The sequence below is a fragment of the Allobosea sp. 05T438 genome (genome assembly GCF_056396025.1).
The window spans coordinates 589,672-605,925 of record NZ_JBFTKQ010000001.1; the positions used below are offsets into that span (position 1 = coordinate 589,672).

Below are 16,254 nucleotides of genomic sequence, written 5' to 3' on the forward strand. Positions count from 1 at the left end.
ATGGCCGCGCGCTCGCTCAATGGTCAAGGAAAAAGGCTTGCCCGTGGCACGCTGTCTCAGAGTTTGACGATCAGCTTGCCGAAGTTCTTGCCTTCGAGCAGCCCGATGAAGGCCTCGGGCGCGTTCTCCAGCCCCTCGACGATGTCTTCCTTGTATTTGACCGCGCCCTCCCCGATCCAGCGCGTCATATCCTCGCGGAAAGCGGCCCCCTGCGCTGCGACGAACTCGCGCTGGATGAAGCCGCGGATCGTCAGGCTCTTGGACAGGACCTGGCGCATCAGCACCGGCAGCCGGTCCGGCCCCGGGAAATCACCGGTGGCATTGTACTGCGCGACGAGGCCACAGACGGGAATCCGGGCGAAGGTGTTGAGCAGGGGGAAGACGGCATCCCAGACATGACCGCCGACATTCTCGAAATAGACGTCGATGCCATCCGGGCAGGCAGCCGCGAGCTTCCCGGCCATGTCGGGATCGCGATGGTCGATGACCGCATCGAAGCCGAAGGTCTCGCGCACGAAGGCGCATTTCTCGGGGCCGCCGGCGATGCCGACCGCCCGCGCGCCCTTGAGCCGTGCGATCTGGCCGACTGCCGAGCCGACAGGCCCGCTCGCCGCCGCGACCACGACCGTCTCGCCGGGCTTGGGCTGGCCGATGGTGAGCAGCCCGGCATAGGCGGTGAAGCCGGGCATGCCGAGCACGCCGAGCGCCGCCGTCACCGGCGCGCTCTTCGGATCGAGCTTGCGCAGCTGTGCACCGTTCGCCACTGCATGCGATTGCCAGCCGGAATAGGACAGGACGATGTCGCCGGACTTGAAGGCAGGATCGCGGCTTTCGAGCACCTCGGCGACCGTGCCGCCCTCCATCACTTGCCCGATCTCGGTCGAGGCGGCGTAGGATTTTGCCGCGCTCATCCGCCCGCGCATATAGGGGTCGAGCGAGAGATACTGGACCTTGAGCAGCACCTGCCCTTCGGCGATCGCAGGGATGGCGGCGTGCTCCAGCCGGAAGTTCTGCGGGCTGGGGCGCCCTTCCGGGCGAGAGGCGAGAACGATCCGAACGCTGTCAGACTGGGACATGAGCTTCGATCCTTGATGAATGCGCGGCATGGGCCGGTCACTCCCATATTGGCCCGGCCTTGCTCGTGCGACAGCCCCCCGACCTGCATTCCGAGGCGACGGCGAGCACATCTGCGGCATGGCGAGGTCGTCTCCGAACCGCCTTCAGCTTTGATCGCGACGCTCCCTCACCCGCTCGAAAGCCGATGGCCGCGACCGCCCGCGCCAGGCCGCGATGACCACATCGGCATTGGCCTGGATGTCCCGCGTCCCGTCCACTTCGAGATCGTAGAGACAATAGGAGTGGATGCGAAAATAGTCGCGCCGCGCATCGCCGACCGGCCGGTCGCCTCGCGCCAGCTCGCGGCGCTCCAGCTCGGCAAGCTCGCAATGCACGCCGACAAAGAACACGTCCTGCCCGGCAAGCGTATCGGCGAGCCGGAGCAGCCAGTCCTCGCTCTCCATGATGTGCTCGACGATGAGATCGTTGCCGGCCTCGACATAGGCGAGGAGCGAGCGCTCGAAGCCGAGGAAGAAAGCCTCCCGCATCCTCCGCCAATCGAATTCCCCGCTCTTGATCCGCGCCGTCGGCAGCACGCCGGAATCACGCAGATGGTCGATCGAGATGTGCCAGAAGGGCGTGTCGATCCGGCGCTGCAGCGCCTGCGCCAACGAGGACTTGCCACTGCTCGATGCGCCGTTGAGCAGGATGATTCGGCCAGGTCTGGCTGGCATCACGCCTCGCTCTCCGGCATCGCATCGCTTTCGAGCGCCGCCAGCAACTCTTTCAGAAGTTCCGCCAGAGCTGCTCGTTTGGAAGGGCTGAGGCTTTCGAGGAACTGGGCCTCGCTTGCCATATCGGCGCGGAGCGCCTCCTCGGCCCGCTGGAAACCCAGCTCGGTCAGGACGACGAGGAGGCTCCGCCCATCCTCCGCCGATCTCTCGCGGCGCACCAGCCCGGCCTTTTCCAGCCGCCCCAGCCGGTGTGTCAGCCCACCGGAGGTGATCATCAGAGAGCGATAGAGCGCCGTCGGCGTGAGCCGATAAGGCGGCCCGCTGCGACGCAAGGTGCTGATGACGTCGAACTCACCGCGATCGAGTCCGAAACCTGCGAACGTCTCTTCAATGCTTGGCCGGACGAGATTGGACAAGCGATACGCCCGCCCCAGGATCGCCGTGGGCGTCGTGTCGAGATCCGGCAGTTCGCCTGCCCATTGAGCCCTGACACGCTCGACATGGTCCATCTTCGTCATCGCCGGCCCCGCCCCTCCACGCTCCCTTCCTCTGCCTCAGCACGACGCCCGCGCCAAGGGATATCTTGACGCAAAGATACCTCTTGGTGATTATCTTGGCACAAAGATAATTTGAGGAGATCAGCATGGCGACGATGATCGACAGCGACATCCTGCGGAGTGGCGCAAGCCGAACTGCCCGCTTCGAAGGCGGCGGCTACGGCTCGCAGGTCTCGTTCTTTCTGGTCGACAACGAACCGGGACAGGGGCCGGGACTGCACGTTCACCCCTATTCGGAAACCTGGGTGGTCCGCGCGGGCGAAGCGGAGTTCACAGTCGGCGCCGAAAGAATACGGGCGAAGGCCGGCGCCATCGTCGTGGGGCCGCCGGGAATCCCGCACAAATTCGTCAATATCGGAACCGGGCGCCTGGAACTGGTCTGCATCCACGCCAGCGAGGCGATCGTTCAGGACTGGATCGGGGAGGATGTCGCAGCCTGAACGCGACCGCGCGTCTCAACGAAACCGGCTGCGCCGGCGACGACGGACGGCCGCCTTCGTCAAGGCCGGCTCCGCTTCGACAGCGGCAGCCGATGGCAGATCCTCGTCACCAGCCGCTCGACGCGCGATTGAGCGGGGTTATGGGCCCCGGCCCCGGAGAGGGAGCGGTCATTGTCCGCTTGCCTCGCCGCCGTACACGCCGCGCGTGACCATGACGCTGGCGGGGCGGACGAAAGGCGGGGCGCGACATAGCGTGATCGCCACCCCCGGATATGCATCAACCGAAGAGTATCAGAGCGACTTGGCCGCAACGCGGCGCGGACGTTTCACCGCCGCATCGCTGCGTGGCGCCTTCGCCTTGGCCGCAGCCTCTTCGGCGTCCCGCGCAAGTCGCAGGGCTCTCAACCTCTCGGTCTTGAGGCGCGTCTGGCTGGACTGGTCCTCGAGCGCCTGCCACGCGACAAGCGTATCTTTCTTGCGCTGCTCAGTCGTCTCGAAAGCCGCCTGCGCCCGAGCCTTGATCTCGTCCAGCTTCATATTGCGACTAGACATGGGGAACTCCTTCTCGGCAGACGACAGCTGATCGATGCGGATCAGATGGAAGGCGGACGCGGCGCTCCGCTGCGTGCCTTGCCGACGGGCAGCTTGCGCTTCGGCGCCGGCAGCAGACCCTCGCGCTGCGCCTGCTTGCGGGCGGCCTTCTTGGCGCGGCGGACAGCCTCGCCCTTCTCCCGCGCGCGGCGCTCCGACGGCTTCTCGTATTCGCGGCGCTGCTTCATTTCGCGAAACACGCCTTCGCGCTGCAGCTTCTTCTTCAGGACACGAAGCGCCTGCTCGACATTGTTGTCCCGAACGAGAACTTGCATGACTACCCTTTCCAAAAAACACAAAGGGCCGGGCTTGCTGGTCCCGACCCTTCACTCACCGCTGCCGAGAAACGCTGCATCGTGGCGCCAGCATGTGACGCCTCAAATCGCCGTTGTCCCGCCTCTCCAGCGGTTATTCGGCCCGCAGATTATCGGCCGAGCTCTTGCCGGACCGCTTGTCCTGGACCAGCTCGTACGAAATCTTCTGACCTTCGCGCAGATCGCGCAGGCCGGCACGCTCTACCGCGCTGATATGGACGAACACGTCCTGCCCACCATCGTCAGGCTGAATGAAACCAAAACCCTTGGTCGCATTGAACCACTTAACTGAACCCGAAGCCATCGGCGCCTCCCGCAAGCGCGCTTATTCAAGCCGCATGGATCACATGCGGCGGCGAATTCGATAAAAGGAAGAGTTCATCAGCGTGTCGCGCTCAAAAAGGCGCGAATGGCCAAGTCATCAGGCCTAAATCGAGATTAACAATTAGAACGCCATCAACATGATGTCAAACCGAGATCAGATCGACGTTCGAAGGAAAACGGCCCCCTGCCCTCGGCGGGATAGAAGACAACGTTGAGAAACCATCGTCGGTTTTCGCTCGACGTTAAGCGGACCAGGGGCCGCAACGGTGCGAACACCGCCATCGCGGCGCTGCTCCTGACATGACGAAGCCGCCGCGACACCCTACATGGACATCATGAATCGCGAACGTCAGGACGATCTGCCTCAGGACGAGTTCGAGGACGAGGAGGACAGCCTCCCCGCTCCGGACCCCGCGCTCGATCTCGGCGACACTGCGCCCGGCGCGCTCAAGGCCGGCATCGAGGTCATCCAGCAATTCGCGAAGCATTTGCCGAACAAGCCGGGCGTCTACCGGATGTTCGATCGTGCCGGCGAGGTGCTGTATGTCGGCAAGGCCAAAAGCCTGAAAAACCGCGTGACCTCCTATGCCCGCGGCATGGCGCACACCAACGCCGTCGCCCGGATGATCGCCGAGACGGCGAATATGGAGTTCGTCACCACCGGCACCGAGACCGAGGCGCTGCTGCTCGAGTCGAACCTGATCAAGCAGCTCAGGCCGCGCTACAACGTGCTGCTGCGCGACGACAAGTCGTTCCCCTATATCCTGCTGACCGGCGACCATGACGCGCCCGCGATCCTGAAGCATCGCGGCTCGCGCCACCGCAAGGGCGACTATTTCGGCCCCTTCGCCTCGGTCTGGGCGGTGACGCGTACCATCGACGCACTGCAGAAGGCGTTCCTGATCCGCACCTGCTCGGATTCCTTCTACGAGAACCGCACCCGCCCCTGCCTGCTTTTCCAGATCAAGCGCTGCGCCGGCCCCTGCACCGGCGAGATCTCGATCTCCGACTATCAGGCGCTCGCCGGCCAGGCCCGCGACTTCCTCTCCGGCCGCTCCTCCGCCGTGAAACAACTACTATCGGCGCGGATGCAGGAAGCCGCCGAAGAGTTGGAGTTCGAGAAGGCCGCACGCTACCGCGACCGCCTCGCGGCGCTCTCCGCAGTGCAGGCCGGGCAGGACATCAATACACAGGGCGTGGAAGAGGCCGATGTCTTCGCCATCGACGAGCAGGCCGGGCATTTCTGCGTCGAGATCTTCTTCTTCCGCAACCACCAGAACTGGGGCAACCGCGCCCTCTTCCCGCGCGCCGACCGCTCGCTGACCCCTGCCGAGGTGCTCGCCTCGGTCGTCGCCCAGTTCTACGACGACAAGCCGCCGCCGCGCCTCGTTCTGCTCTCGCACCCGGTCGAGGAGATCGAGCTGATTGGCCAGGCGCTCTCGGCCCGCGCCGGCCGCAAGGTCGAGGTCGCCCATCCCAAGCGCGGCGAGCGCGCCGACCTGATGGCGCATGCTGTCAAAAACGCCCGCGAGGCGCTTTCCCGCAAGCTCGCCGACAATGCCGGCCAGAGTGCGCTGCTGGCCGCGCTCGGCACCGCCTTCGGCATAGAAACTGCGCCGCGCCGGGTCGAGGTCTACGACAACTCGCACATCATGGGCACGAACGCGGTCGGCGGCATGATCGTCGCCGGGCCGGACGGGTTCATGAAGAGCCATTACCGCACCTTCAACATCTCGACCGACACCATCGCCGGCGACGATTTCGGGATGATGCGGGAGGTGCTGACGCGCCGGTTCGCCCGGCTCGCGAAGGAAGCCGGGATCTCTCTTAGCCCTGATGCTGAGGAGGCCGCGGCGGCGCCCGTCTCGAAGGAGGCTCCAGAGGGCGATGGAGCCTCCAACAGCATCCTTCTGGGCGCACCTGACGGCACTCCCCAGGCCGAGGGCCCGCAGAAGAAAAGCCGCAAGACGGCAAAGCCGCGTAAAGACGAGGATGGCTTCCCCTCCCGGCCCGATCTCGTCATCGTCGACGGCGGCAAGGGGCAGTTCGAGGCGGCGCGCAAGATCATGGCCGAGCTCAACGCCAGCGACATCCCGCTCGTCGCCATCGCCAAGGGCGCCGACCGCAATGCCATGCGCGAGACCTTCCACATGGCCGGACGAGAGCCCTTCAAGCTGCAGCCGCGCGATCCCGCGCTCTATTTCATCCAGCGCCTGCGCGATGAGGCCCACCGCTTCGCCATCGGCACGCACCGCGCCAAGCGCAAGCGCGAGACGATGAAGAACCCGCTCGACGAGATCCCCGGCATCGGCCCGTCGCGCAAACGGGCGCTGCTTCTGCATTTCGGCACGGTGAAGGCGATCCAGCGCGCCAAGCTCGACGACCTCATGCGCACCCCCGGCGTGAATGCGGCCACCGCCAAGGCCGTCCATGATTTCTTTCACGATGCCTGAAACTAATGGCGCCCTCGCGGTTTTGCGTGTTGACGCTGTGGCAGCGGGGTTGCTTTGGTGCTCGACGTGACGATTCTTCCTGACGCCATCAGGCGGCGTGGCCCGTGGTCGCTGCCCAACCTCCTCACTTACGGGCGGATCCTGGCGATCCCGGCCCTGGTGGCGATCTTGTTCTGGCCGCGCGACGACTGGATGCGCTGGCTCGCGCTGGGAATCTACACCGTCGCCGCCATCACCGATTATCTCGATGGCTACATCGCCCGCGCCTGGAGCCAGCAATCGGCCATCGGCCGCATGCTCGATCCGATCGCCGACAAGCTCCTCGTCGCCGCCCTGCTGCTGATGCTCGTCTATACCGGCCAGATCGAGGGCTGGACGCTCTGGGCCGCGATCGTGATCCTCTGCCGCGAGATCCTCGTTTCGGGGCTGCGCGAGTTCCTGGCCGACCTCAAGGTCAGTGTCCCCGTGAGCAAGGTCGCGAAATGGAAGACGACGGCGCAGCTCTTCGCGCTCGGCTTCCTGATCGCCGGCCCGGCCGGCGACAAGGTCCTGCCCGGCAACACCATGATCGGCATCACCCTGCTTTGGCTCGCAGCCGGCCTGACGATCTATACCGGCTGGGACTATTTCAACGCCGGCATCCGCTATCTCGTCGAAGAAGACGAGCGCATTCCATGAGCACGGCTGTCGCCACCGCAGCGGCGGCCACCCGCGCGGTCCGCCTCGTCTATTTCGCCTGGGTGCGCGAGCGCGTCGGCCTCCAGGAAGAAACGCTCGATATCCCCGCCGACCTTGCGACCGTCGCCGACCTCGTGCGCTGGCTGAAGGCAAGGGGCGAGAACTACGAGGCGGCATTTGCCAACGAGGCCGTGGTGCGCGCCGCTCTCGATCAGGTTCACGCCAAGCCGCAAAGCCCGCTCGGCACTGCCCGCGAGATCGCCTTCTTCCCGCCGATGACCGGCGGCTGAGGCCGCCATGACACCTCTTATCCGCATCCAGCGCGAGGATTTCGAGCTCTCGGACGAGATCGCGGCGCTCAGCCACGGCCGCGCCGACATAGGTGCCCTCGTCTCGTTCACCGGGCTTTGCCGCGACGAGAATGGCAGCCTCGCCGCGCTCGAGCTGGAGCATTATCCCGCCATGGCCGAGGCTGAGATCGGCCGCGTCGCGGCCGAGGCCGCTGCGCGCTGGCCGCTCATGGGGCTCGTCGCGATCCACCGCTATGGGTTGATCCGCCCTGGCGAGCAGATCGTGCTGGTGCTCGCAGCCTCCGCACACCGCCGCGCCGCCTTCGAGGCTGCCGATTTCATGATGGACTACCTCAAGACGCGCGCTCCGTTCTGGAAGCGCGAGCACCGCGCGGACGGCACGCTCGGGGGCTGGGTCGAGGCGAAGACGGATGACGACGATGCAGCGAGACGCTGGGAAGAGACACCCTGAAATGCTGAAAGGCTGCGCTCTCGCCAGCGGTCTGACGCTGCTGCCGGCCCTGGCCCTGGCGGCAGCGCCGGAGCCAAAGACGTTTCGCGATTGGATGGCCGGCTGCGACAATCTCAAGAGCTGCACCGCCCTGTCGCTGCCGCCGGAGAGCGCCGACACCGTCGCCTATCTGCGCCTCGAACGCCCGGCCGGGCCTGACGGCACAGTCAGCCTCGTGCTGCGCTTGCGCGGCGACTGGAAGAAGCCGCCGACAGCGCTTCAGCTCAAGCTCGACGGCGCCCCCTTCCCTGCCGGCGGCAAGGCTCTCCCGGCGGCGGCCGACGGCGACATGGTCTCGCTATCCTTCCAGCCTGCCGAGATCGCGACGCTGGTTGAAGCCGCCCGCAAGGCGACGAAGCTCACAATATCTGCGCCCGGCGCGACGGCGAGCATCTCGTTGTCGGGCTCGGTCGCCGCGATGCTCTGGATCGACGAGCAGCAGGGCCGGCTGAACACGACCTCGGCCCTCGTCCGCAAGGGCAGCGGCACCACCGTTCCGGCTGCCCCAACGCTGCCGATCGTCCTGGCAAAGCCCGCCGCCGGCACGCTGTCGGAGAAAGACGGGAAGGCGCTCGCTGCAACGATGCGCAAGCAGATCAAGCAACGCGACGCCGATCTCTGCGAGGATGACGAAATGCTGGTTGCGGCCGATGCTGCCTGGCCGCTCGACGGCGACCGCCGTCTGGTCGGCCTCGCCTGCTCACGCGGCGCCTACAACGTCTCCACCGGCTTCTGGATGGTGGAGCGCGGCGATGTCGCAGCCGCGAAGCCGGTTGCCCTGCCGGAGGGCGAGGGCGATGCGAAGAACATGCTGACCAATGCGGATTTCGACGCGAAGACCGGCCGGCTGAGTTTCTTCGCCAAGGGCCGCGGTCTCGGCGACTGCGGCGCCACCGGCGGCTACGCCTGGACCGGCACCGCCTTCGTCCAGACCGAATTCAGCATGATGGGCGAGTGCCGCGGCATCGGTGCCGATGACTGGATCACGCTCTACCGCAGCGAGGTCAAGTAGCGCGCGTCATTCTCGGGCGGAGCAAGGCTCCAGCCCGAGAATCTCGTGGCGCGGCGTCGCTGGCTTCCGAGATGCCCGGGTCAGGCCCGGGCATGACGGGACTGCCTCACGCCGCCTTCGACTGCGGGCGCACCGCCGCCGAGTAGTCTTCCATGATCACCTTGCCCATATTGCCGGTGATGAAGCTGTACGGCCCGACCTCGGAGACGAGCGTCACCTCGGCGGCCGAGCCGGTGATGAAGCACTCGTTGAAGCCTTCCAGCTCCTCCGGGCGGATGCGCCGCTCCACCACCTCGAAGCCGCGCTGCTTGCACAAATCAATCACCGACTGGCGGGTGATGCCATTGAGGAAGCGGTCGGCCAGCGGGGTATGGACCACGCCGTCCTTGATGAAGAAGATGTTGGCGCCGGTGCATTCGGCGACATTGCCTTCCCAGTCCAGCATCATCGCGTCGGCGTAGCCGGCGCGCTCGGCCTTATGCTTCGACAGCGAGCAGATCATATAGAGGCCCGCCGCCTTGGCATGGACCGGCGCGCAGGCCGGATCCGGCCGGCGATAATCGGCAACGTCGAGGCGCACCCCCTTCAGCTTCTGCGCCATGTCGAACATGCTCGGCCATTCCCACACCGCGATCGCGGTATGGATCTTGTTGTTCATGCCCGACACCGCCATCATTTCCGAGCCGCGCCAGGCGACCGGGCGGAGATAGGCGTCCTTGAGCCCGTTCTCCTTCAGGCAGAGATACTTGGCCTCGTCCAGCTCGGCGACCGAATAGGGGATCGTGAAATCCATGATCTCGGCCGACTTGTGGAAGCGCTGCGAATGCTCCGCGCACTTGTAGATGACGCCATCATAGGCGCGCTCGCCCTCGAACACGCAGGAGCCGTAGTGGAGCCCGTGGGTCAGTACGTGAATCTTGGCGTCCTTCCACGGCACGAGCTTGCCGTCGAACCAGATGACGCCGTCGCGCTGGTCGAAAGGAATGACTGACATGGACCTTCTCCTGGGTGCTTCCTCGTTCCGAACTCCGGCACAGCCGATTTGGGAACGCAAGCATGGGTCTAAAGCTGCGCCGCGACGATCCGCTTTGAAATAATCGTTCGCTCAGCGCCCTTGACCGGTAATCTTCCGTCTGAGATATGTCAATAAGGCTGACCCAAATTTTTGGAAGCGTGCTTTTGACCTTGTCCGAACCTCGCCCTGACGACGCCCCCCTCAAGCCCTCGTCCGAGGCCGTTCCGCACGACCTGATCGAGCTGCTTTTCTTCGCCTATCGCGATTTCGTCGGAGACCCCGACAGGATACTGGCGGATTACGGCTTCGGCCGGGCGCATCACCGCGTCCTCCATTTCGTCCAGCGCTGCCCCGGCCTGACCATCGCCGAGTTGCTGGACATCCTGCAGATCACCAAGCAGAGCCTGAACCGCGTCCTCAAGGAGCTGGTCGAGAAGGGCTATATCGAGCAGCGCACCGGCCGGCAGGACAAGCGCCAGCGCCATCTCCACACCACCGCCGCCGGGCAGGACCTGGCGCTTCGCCTGGTCCGGCTCCAGGCCAAGCGCATCAACCGGGCGCTCGAGGGCGTCGGCCCCGAAGCAGCGGCAATCGCCGCGCGGTACCTTTCCGCCCTGATCGATCCGTCGGAGCGGCCGAAGGTCGAGCGCCTGCTGATGAAGCCCTGACAAGCGACCCGTCTCGCGCATTATGCTATGGCAGCCGGGCACCGTGATCGCTCCCGGCCCGGAAGCAGGAGGAAGGCGCAAGCATGATCGCCAGCGAGACCTTAGCGAAGCCGGCCCGCAAGCCGCTGCCCGACGAGGCGCCGCATGTCCTCGTCGTCGACGACGACCGCCGCCTGCGCGATCTGCTCGCCCGCTTCCTCGGCGATAATGGCTACCGCGTCACCACCGCGGCCAATGCGGCGGAGGCCGACACGCGGCTCGGCAACCTCGTCTTCGACGCGATCGTGCTCGATGTGATGATGCCTGGCGAGAACGGTTTCGACTTCGCCCGCCGTTTCCGCGGCGGCTCCGCCGTGCCGATCCTGATGCTGACCGCCCGCGCCGATGGCAAGGACCGGATCAACGGTCTCGAGATCGGTGTCGACGACTACCTCGCCAAGCCCTTCGAGCCGCGGGAGCTGCTGCTTCGCCTCGGCAACATCCTGAAGCGAACCGTCGTCGTCGAAGCCGCCCAATCCGGCACGCGCCCCGATTTCGTCCGCTTCGGCCCCTTCATCTACGGGCTGGCTCGCGGCGAGCTGCGCAAGGGCGAAGAGACGATCCGGCTGACCGAGCGCGAGCGCGAGATCCTGACGGCGCTCGCCGAGCGCGCCGGCGAGGTCGTCCCGCGCGAGGAGCTGGCAGCGCAGGGCTCGGCGGCGAACGACCGCACGGTCGACGTGCAGATGAACCGGCTGCGCCGTAAGATCGAGCGTGATCCGGCCGATCCGCTCTATCTTCAGACCGTGCGCGGCGTCGGCTACAGGCTGGTGACGGACAGGACGTGACTTCGCTTCACCACGGCGGGAAAGGTCAATCGGCGCTTCGCTCGGCCGCGGCCATGCTGCGACCTGTCCTCGCCTGGCTCGAAATGGTCTGCGGCCATATCGGCAGGTTCCTGCGCCCGGCGCTCAGGAGCATCGGCCGCCCGCTCCAGATCATCGCGCGCTACATGCCCAAGGGGCTCTATCCCCGCGCGCTCGTCATCGTCATCGCGCCGGTGGTGCTGCTGCAATCGGTGATCGCCTACGTCTTCATGGAGCGGCACTGGCAGCTCGTGACGCAGCGCCTGTCCTCCGCGGTCTCCGCAGATATCGCCATGCTGATCGATGTCTATGAGAGTTATCCGCAGGATGCCGACACCACGACGCTCTCGCGCATCGCCGCCGAGCGGCTCGGCATGGACGTCGATATCATACCCGATTCCGACCTGCCGGCGCCGGGCCCGCGCCCCTTCTTCTCGCTGCTCGACAACGCGCTTTCGACCGAGCTCAGCCAGCAGGTTGCCCGCCCCTTCTGGCTCGACACGGTCGGCCGCTCCAGCCTGATCGAGATCCGCATCAAGCTCGGCAAGGACGTGATGCGCATCCTGACCCGGCGCAATGCGGCCTATGCCTCCAACAGCCACATCTTCCTGCTCTGGATGATCGGCACCTCTCTCATACTGCTCACCATCGCGGTGCTGTTCCTGCGCAACCAGATCCGCCCCATCCTCAAGCTCGCGGATGCGGCGGAGGCCTTCGGCAAGGGCCGCGACGCCGATTTCCGCCCGCGCGGCGCGCGCGAAGTCCGCCGCGCGGGCAACGCCTTCATCGAGATGAAGCGGCGCGTCGAGCGCTCGATCGGCGAGCGCACGACGATGCTGAACGGCGTCAGCCACGACCTGCGCACCATCCTCACGCGCTTCCGCCTCTCGCTTGCCCTGATGGAGCGCTCTTCGGAAATCGAGGCGCTCGAGAAGGATGTGGACGAGATGAGCCGGATGCTCGAGGACTATCTCGCCTTCGCGCGCGGCGATGCCGGCGAGGTGCCGGTCGAGACCGATATCCGCTCCCTGCTGGAAGAGCTGAAGTCGGATGCCGAGCGTCAGGGCCACCAGACCGAGCTTGAGGTCGTCGGCGACCCGCTGGTCGTCATTCGCCCGGACGCCTTCCGGCGCCTCCTGACCAACCTCGTCTCCAACGCCGCCCGCTATGGAGACCGCATCGCCATCCGCGCCACGCACGATGCGCGCTATTTGATCGTGATGGTCGACGATGACGGGCCGGGCATCCCTCCCGACCAGCGCGAGGAGGTCTTCCGCCCCTTCTTCCGCCTCGACGAAGCCCGCAATGTCGACGGCGGCGGCACGGGCCTTGGCCTTGCGATCGCGCGCGACATCGCCCGCGCCCATGGCGGCGACATCATGCTAGGCGACTCGCCGCTCGGTGGCCTGCGCGCGACGGTGCGCCTGCCGGTCTGACCAAAAAATCCGCTCGACGCCGACCGACCCGTAACCATAGGTATTCGCGAAACTCATTGGGGCCGGTCATGCGGACGTTCCGGATCGCTGCAGCATTCCTTGCAACCTCCCTTCTCCTTTCGGCGACAGCGGCGCGCTGCGAAGAGGTTGTCGATCTCGGCGGAGGTCTCTTTGGCGGCGGCCGCGCGCTCCTCAACAAGCCCACGGGAAAGCCTCGTGCCGGGCTGGTCCTGTTGACCGGCGGCGACGGCTATATCGGCATCGGCTCCGACGGGAGCGTCGAGCGCAGCGCCAACTGGATCGTCCGGACCCGCGACGCCTATCTGGGCAGCGGCATCGCCAGCATCACGCTCGATGCCAACGCCGACCCGGCAAAGGCCGTGGAGTACATGCGCGGGATCGCACCGCGCGTCATCGTCGTGGCGATGAGCCGCGGTGCTCTCAAGGTCGCCGGCACTCTGCCGGCGAGGCCCGACGGCATCGTCTTCGCTTCCTCGATGCTGGACGAGGCACGCGGCATGATTGGCGACCCGTCCCGCCTGCCGCCGACGCTTATCATCCATCACCGACAGGACACCTGCCGCGTGACGCTGCCGGAATCGGCTGCCGCCTTTCAGCAATGGACCGGCGGCAAGGCGCGGCTGCTCTGGATCGACGGCGGCTCCTCGACCGGGAATCCGTGCCAAGCCCGCGCCCATCACGGCTTCATCGGTCGCGAGGGGCAGGTCGTCTCCGCCATATCCGGCTTTGCCGGCTCGCTGCGCTAGGAATCTCCGCCGATCGGCGCGAGCTGCGGCAAGCGCGTGACGGCATGGTCGATGAAGGCGCGCAAACGCGGCGCCGGCTGGCGCCCGCCCGGCATCACCAGTTGTACCGGCAACGGCGGCGGCTCGAACTCCGGAAGCAGACGCAACAGCGTTCCCGCAGCGAGGTCGTCCGCCGCCTGATAGGAGAGCACCCGCGCCAGCCCCCGTCCGGCGCGCGCTGCGATCAGCACCGATTCCACCTCGTTGACAATGAGCCGCGGCGTCAGCACGACCCCACTGCCGCGGCGCGGCCCGCCGAAACGCCAGTTCAGGGTCTGGTTGGCGGCAACACTCGCAATCGTCTCATGGGCCGCGATATCGGCCGGACGGCGCAACAGCGGAGAACGGGCGAGGTAGGACGGCGCTGCGACGAGGATGCGCCGGACCTCCCCGACCTTGCGCATCAGCAGGCCCGAATTCGGCAGCGGCCCGATCCGCACCGCGAGTTGCAGATCCTCCTCGATCAGGTCGAGATTCCGGTCGGCCAGCACGAGCTCGACCTGCACCTGCGGATAGAGATCAAGGAACTCGGACACCAGAGGCGTGACATGCCGCCGGCCGAAAGCGAGCGGCGCGGTGATCCGCAACAACCCGCTGACCGGCTCGGCCGCAGCGACGCCCAGCGCCGCATCGTAATCGGCCAGAAGCCGCCGGGCTGACGTCGCAAGCTCCCTGCCAGCATCGTTCGGCGTCAACCGCCGGGTCGTGCGTGCGATCAGTTGCGAGCCGACGCGCTCTTCCAGCGCCGCGAGTGCGCGCGTCACCGCCGGGCGCGACTTGCGCAGGCGTCGCGCAGCTCCGGCAAGGCTGCCGGCATCGACGATCGCCACGAAGATCGCGAGCTCCTCGATCCGATCCACGTCACTGTTCCGAAGATTGAAATTCTGATTTTGAAAGATAGCAGATTTCGCCGGATTATCGAAACGATGATCATGCTGCCGACGAGCAGGAGCATCGCCATGCCATCGACCGAGATCGTCCTTCACGGCACGCCTCTTTCGGGCCACGCCCACCGCGTCGAGCTGCTGCTGCGTGCCCTCGGGCTGGCCTATCGGTTCGCGCCGGCGCCCGCCGAGGTCCGGCAGAGCCCGGCCTTTCGCAAGCTCAATCCGCTCGGCCAGATTCCCGTCCTGCAGGATGGCGATCTGACGCTCGCCGACAGCAACGCGATCATGGTCTACCTTGCCAGGCGCTACGCCCCGGACAGCGCCTGGCTGCCCGTTGATGCCGTCGGTGCAGCCCATGTGCAGCGCTGGCTCTCGATCTCGGCCGGCGAGGTCATGCATGGCCCTTCCGTTGCGCGGCTGATCACGCAGTTCGGCCTCAACGACGACAAGGCGCGCGCCAAGCGTATCGCAGCACGGCTCCTGGCCTTCATGGAAGAGCATCTGGCCGAGCGCGACTACCTAGCGGCTCTTCACCCGACCATCGCCGATCTGGCCTGCTGCTCTTACGTCGCTCACGCGCCGGAGGGGGGCATCTCGCTCGCGCCCTACCCGGCCGTGCGCCGCTGGCTTGCCCGCATCGAGGTCCTGCCCTTCTTCAAGCCGATTCCGCCCTCCCCCTTGCCTGTGGAGCGCGACGACGATGCAGCCTGACGGTCCCTTCCATTCCGGCGAACTCGCGGCGCAGGCCCGGGCCGGCGTCTTCACGCGCGGTGCGGGCATACGCGGCTTCATGCCAGATCAGCACCGCGTCTTCTTTGGGCAATTGCCCTGGCTCTTCGCCGGCGTGTGCGATCAGAACGGCTGGCCGCTGGCGACAGCGTTGACGGGCGAGCCCGGCTTCGTGACCAGCCCGGATCCCACTCGCTTGTCGATCGCAGCCTCGCCGTCCCCTGGCGATCCCGCGTTCGAAGGCTTTCGGCCGGGCGTCCCCATCGGCCTGCTCGGGCTGGAATTCGAGACCCGCCGCCGCAACCGCGCCAATGGCCGGATCGAAGCGGTCGGCTCCGATGGCTTCACGGTTTCGGTCACCCAAAGCTTCGGCAATTGCGCCAAATATATCCAGGCGCGCAGTCGGGCTCAGGACGGCAGCGACCTCGGCGAACGACCCACCGGCTTGTCCGGTCTCGACGCCGCAGCCCGGGCGTTGATCGCCAATGCTGATACGCTATTCGTCGCCAGTGCTGCGGCTCTCGAAACACCGCTGGGAGGCGTCGACATCTCCCATCGCGGCGGCCGGCCCGGCTTCGTGCGGATCGACGGCGATACGGTGACCATCCCGGATTTCGCCGGCAACAACTACTTCAACACACTCGGAAACCTGCTGGAGCAGCCGCGCGCTGCCCTGCTCCTCGTCGATTTCGAGACCGGCACGACACTGCAATTGCAAGGCGTGGCCGAGATCGTCTGGGACGGGCCGGAGCTTGCGGGGCTGGAAGGCTCGCAGCGCCTGTGGCGCCTCCACGTCACCCGTGGCTGGCGGCGCCCCCATGCGCTGGCCTTGCGCTGGTCGGCGCCGGAGTTCGCGCCGACCACGTTGCAGACCGGTCTGTGGGCGGCCGCCGCTTGACCGTCGTCGG

General features: G+C 66.3%; 20 protein-coding genes. 12 read left to right on the forward strand and 8 right to left on the reverse strand.

From position 1 onward, the window contains the following. Positions 1-56: 56 nt before the first annotated feature. From AC1DIN_RS02895 to AC1DIN_RS02905, 3 genes are all read right to left on the reverse strand, one after another. Positions 57-1,076: an NADP-dependent oxidoreductase gene (locus tag AC1DIN_RS02895; protein WP_476808603.1), complete on the reverse strand. Its 1,020-nt coding sequence runs from the start codon at positions 1,074-1,076 to the stop codon at positions 57-59. Between the two features lie 144 nt (positions 1,077-1,220). Further along, positions 1,221-1,790, reverse strand: a complete 570-nt coding sequence (locus AC1DIN_RS02900) for a chloramphenicol phosphotransferase CPT family protein (RefSeq protein WP_476808604.1) — start codon at positions 1,788-1,790, stop codon at positions 1,221-1,223. Continuing rightward, positions 1,790-2,308: a MarR family winged helix-turn-helix transcriptional regulator gene (locus AC1DIN_RS02905; RefSeq protein WP_476808605.1), complete on the reverse strand. Its 519-nt coding sequence runs from the start codon at positions 2,306-2,308 to the stop codon at positions 1,790-1,792. Before AC1DIN_RS02905 ends, AC1DIN_RS02900 begins: the two co-directional genes overlap by 1 nt. 125 nt (positions 2,309-2,433) lie before the next feature. Here AC1DIN_RS02905 and AC1DIN_RS02910 point away from each other — a divergent pair, with 125 nt between their 5' ends. Then, on the forward strand, positions 2,434-2,787 hold the full coding sequence (locus AC1DIN_RS02910; RefSeq protein WP_476808606.1) for a cupin domain-containing protein: 354 nt from the start codon (positions 2,434-2,436) through the stop codon (positions 2,785-2,787). Positions 2,788-3,078: 291 nt separating this feature from the next. Here the strand turns inward: AC1DIN_RS02910 and AC1DIN_RS02915 are convergent, their stop codons facing one another. The 3 genes from AC1DIN_RS02915 to AC1DIN_RS02925 form a co-directional block, all read right to left on the reverse strand. Further along, positions 3,079-3,339 carry a hypothetical protein gene (locus AC1DIN_RS02915; RefSeq protein WP_441469863.1) on the reverse strand — a complete coding sequence of 87 codons (261 nt, stop codon included), beginning with the start codon at positions 3,337-3,339 and terminating at the stop codon, positions 3,079-3,081. Positions 3,340-3,380: 41 nt separating this feature from the next. Continuing rightward, positions 3,381-3,653 carry a 30S ribosomal protein S21 gene (rpsU, locus tag AC1DIN_RS02920; protein ID WP_441469864.1) on the reverse strand — a complete coding sequence of 91 codons (273 nt, stop codon included), beginning with the start codon at positions 3,651-3,653 and terminating at the stop codon, positions 3,381-3,383. A 133-nt stretch (positions 3,654-3,786) separates the two neighbouring features. Further along, positions 3,787-3,996 (reverse strand): cold-shock protein, encoded by a 210-nt coding sequence (locus tag AC1DIN_RS02925; RefSeq protein ID WP_441469865.1) that lies wholly within the window; start codon positions 3,994-3,996, stop codon positions 3,787-3,789. A gap of 355 nt (positions 3,997-4,351) precedes the next feature. Between AC1DIN_RS02925 and uvrC the strand changes: the two genes are divergently transcribed. From uvrC to AC1DIN_RS02950, 5 genes are read left to right on the forward strand one after another with little or no spacing between them, the layout of a single operon-like run. After that, complete coding sequence (uvrC, locus tag AC1DIN_RS02930) at positions 4,352-6,469, forward strand: excinuclease ABC subunit UvrC (protein ID WP_476808718.1); 2,118 nt, start codon at positions 4,352-4,354, stop codon at positions 6,467-6,469. 57 nt (positions 6,470-6,526) lie between these two features. Beyond that, positions 6,527-7,147, forward strand: a complete 621-nt coding sequence (gene pgsA / locus AC1DIN_RS02935; RefSeq protein ID WP_441469866.1) for a CDP-diacylglycerol--glycerol-3-phosphate 3-phosphatidyltransferase — start codon at positions 6,527-6,529, stop codon at positions 7,145-7,147. Continuing rightward, positions 7,144-7,437: a molybdopterin converting factor subunit 1 gene (moaD, locus tag AC1DIN_RS02940; protein WP_476808607.1), complete on the forward strand. Its 294-nt coding sequence runs from the start codon at positions 7,144-7,146 to the stop codon at positions 7,435-7,437. Before pgsA ends, moaD begins: the two co-directional genes overlap by 4 nt. 7 nt (positions 7,438-7,444) lie before the next feature. After that, positions 7,445-7,909, forward strand: a complete 465-nt coding sequence (locus AC1DIN_RS02945; RefSeq protein WP_441469868.1) for a molybdenum cofactor biosynthesis protein MoaE — start codon at positions 7,445-7,447, stop codon at positions 7,907-7,909. A 1-nt stretch (position 7,910) separates the two neighbouring features. After that, positions 7,911-8,960, forward strand: coding sequence for a DUF1176 domain-containing protein (locus AC1DIN_RS02950; RefSeq protein WP_476808608.1), 1,050 nt, complete (start codon positions 7,911-7,913; stop codon positions 8,958-8,960). Between the two features lie 106 nt (positions 8,961-9,066). Here the strand turns inward: AC1DIN_RS02950 and AC1DIN_RS02955 are convergent, their stop codons facing one another. After that, on the reverse strand, positions 9,067-9,954 hold the full coding sequence (locus AC1DIN_RS02955; protein ID WP_441469870.1) for a branched-chain amino acid aminotransferase: 888 nt from the start codon (positions 9,952-9,954) through the stop codon (positions 9,067-9,069). A 146-nt stretch (positions 9,955-10,100) separates the two neighbouring features. Between AC1DIN_RS02955 and AC1DIN_RS02960 the strand changes: the two genes are divergently transcribed. From AC1DIN_RS02960 to AC1DIN_RS02975, 4 genes are all read left to right on the forward strand, one after another. Next, positions 10,101-10,643, forward strand: coding sequence for a MarR family winged helix-turn-helix transcriptional regulator (locus AC1DIN_RS02960; protein WP_441469871.1), 543 nt, complete (start codon positions 10,101-10,103; stop codon positions 10,641-10,643). An 83-nt stretch (positions 10,644-10,726) separates the two neighbouring features. Further along, the gene (locus AC1DIN_RS02965) at positions 10,727-11,470 is read left to right on the forward strand and encodes a response regulator (RefSeq protein ID WP_441469872.1); all 744 of its coding nucleotides are present in this window, start codon (positions 10,727-10,729) and stop codon (positions 11,468-11,470) included. Positions 11,471-11,523: 53 nt separating this feature from the next. Further along, positions 11,524-12,924 (forward strand): ATP-binding protein, encoded by a 1,401-nt coding sequence (locus AC1DIN_RS02970; protein WP_476808609.1) that lies wholly within the window; start codon positions 11,524-11,526, stop codon positions 12,922-12,924. A 68-nt stretch (positions 12,925-12,992) separates the two neighbouring features. Beyond that, complete coding sequence (locus AC1DIN_RS02975) at positions 12,993-13,691, forward strand: alpha/beta fold hydrolase (RefSeq protein WP_476808610.1); 699 nt, start codon at positions 12,993-12,995, stop codon at positions 13,689-13,691. Here the strand turns inward: AC1DIN_RS02975 and AC1DIN_RS02980 are convergent. Continuing rightward, a complete protein-coding gene (locus AC1DIN_RS02980) occupies positions 13,688-14,590 on the reverse strand; it encodes a LysR family transcriptional regulator (RefSeq protein ID WP_476808611.1) in 903 nt (300 codons plus the stop codon). The two genes, AC1DIN_RS02975 and AC1DIN_RS02980, sit on opposite strands and share 4 nt — an antisense overlap. Positions 14,591-14,689: 99 nt before the next feature. Here AC1DIN_RS02980 and AC1DIN_RS02985 point away from each other — a divergent pair, with 99 nt between their 5' ends. Beyond that, on the forward strand, positions 14,690-15,328 hold the full coding sequence (locus AC1DIN_RS02985; RefSeq protein WP_476808612.1) for a glutathione S-transferase family protein: 639 nt from the start codon (positions 14,690-14,692) through the stop codon (positions 15,326-15,328). After that, complete coding sequence (locus tag AC1DIN_RS02990; RefSeq protein ID WP_476808613.1) at positions 15,318-16,244, forward strand: pyridoxamine 5'-phosphate oxidase family protein; 927 nt, start codon at positions 15,318-15,320, stop codon at positions 16,242-16,244. The genes AC1DIN_RS02985 and AC1DIN_RS02990 overlap by 11 nt, the downstream gene beginning before the upstream one ends. Positions 16,245-16,254 lie beyond the last annotated feature (10 nt).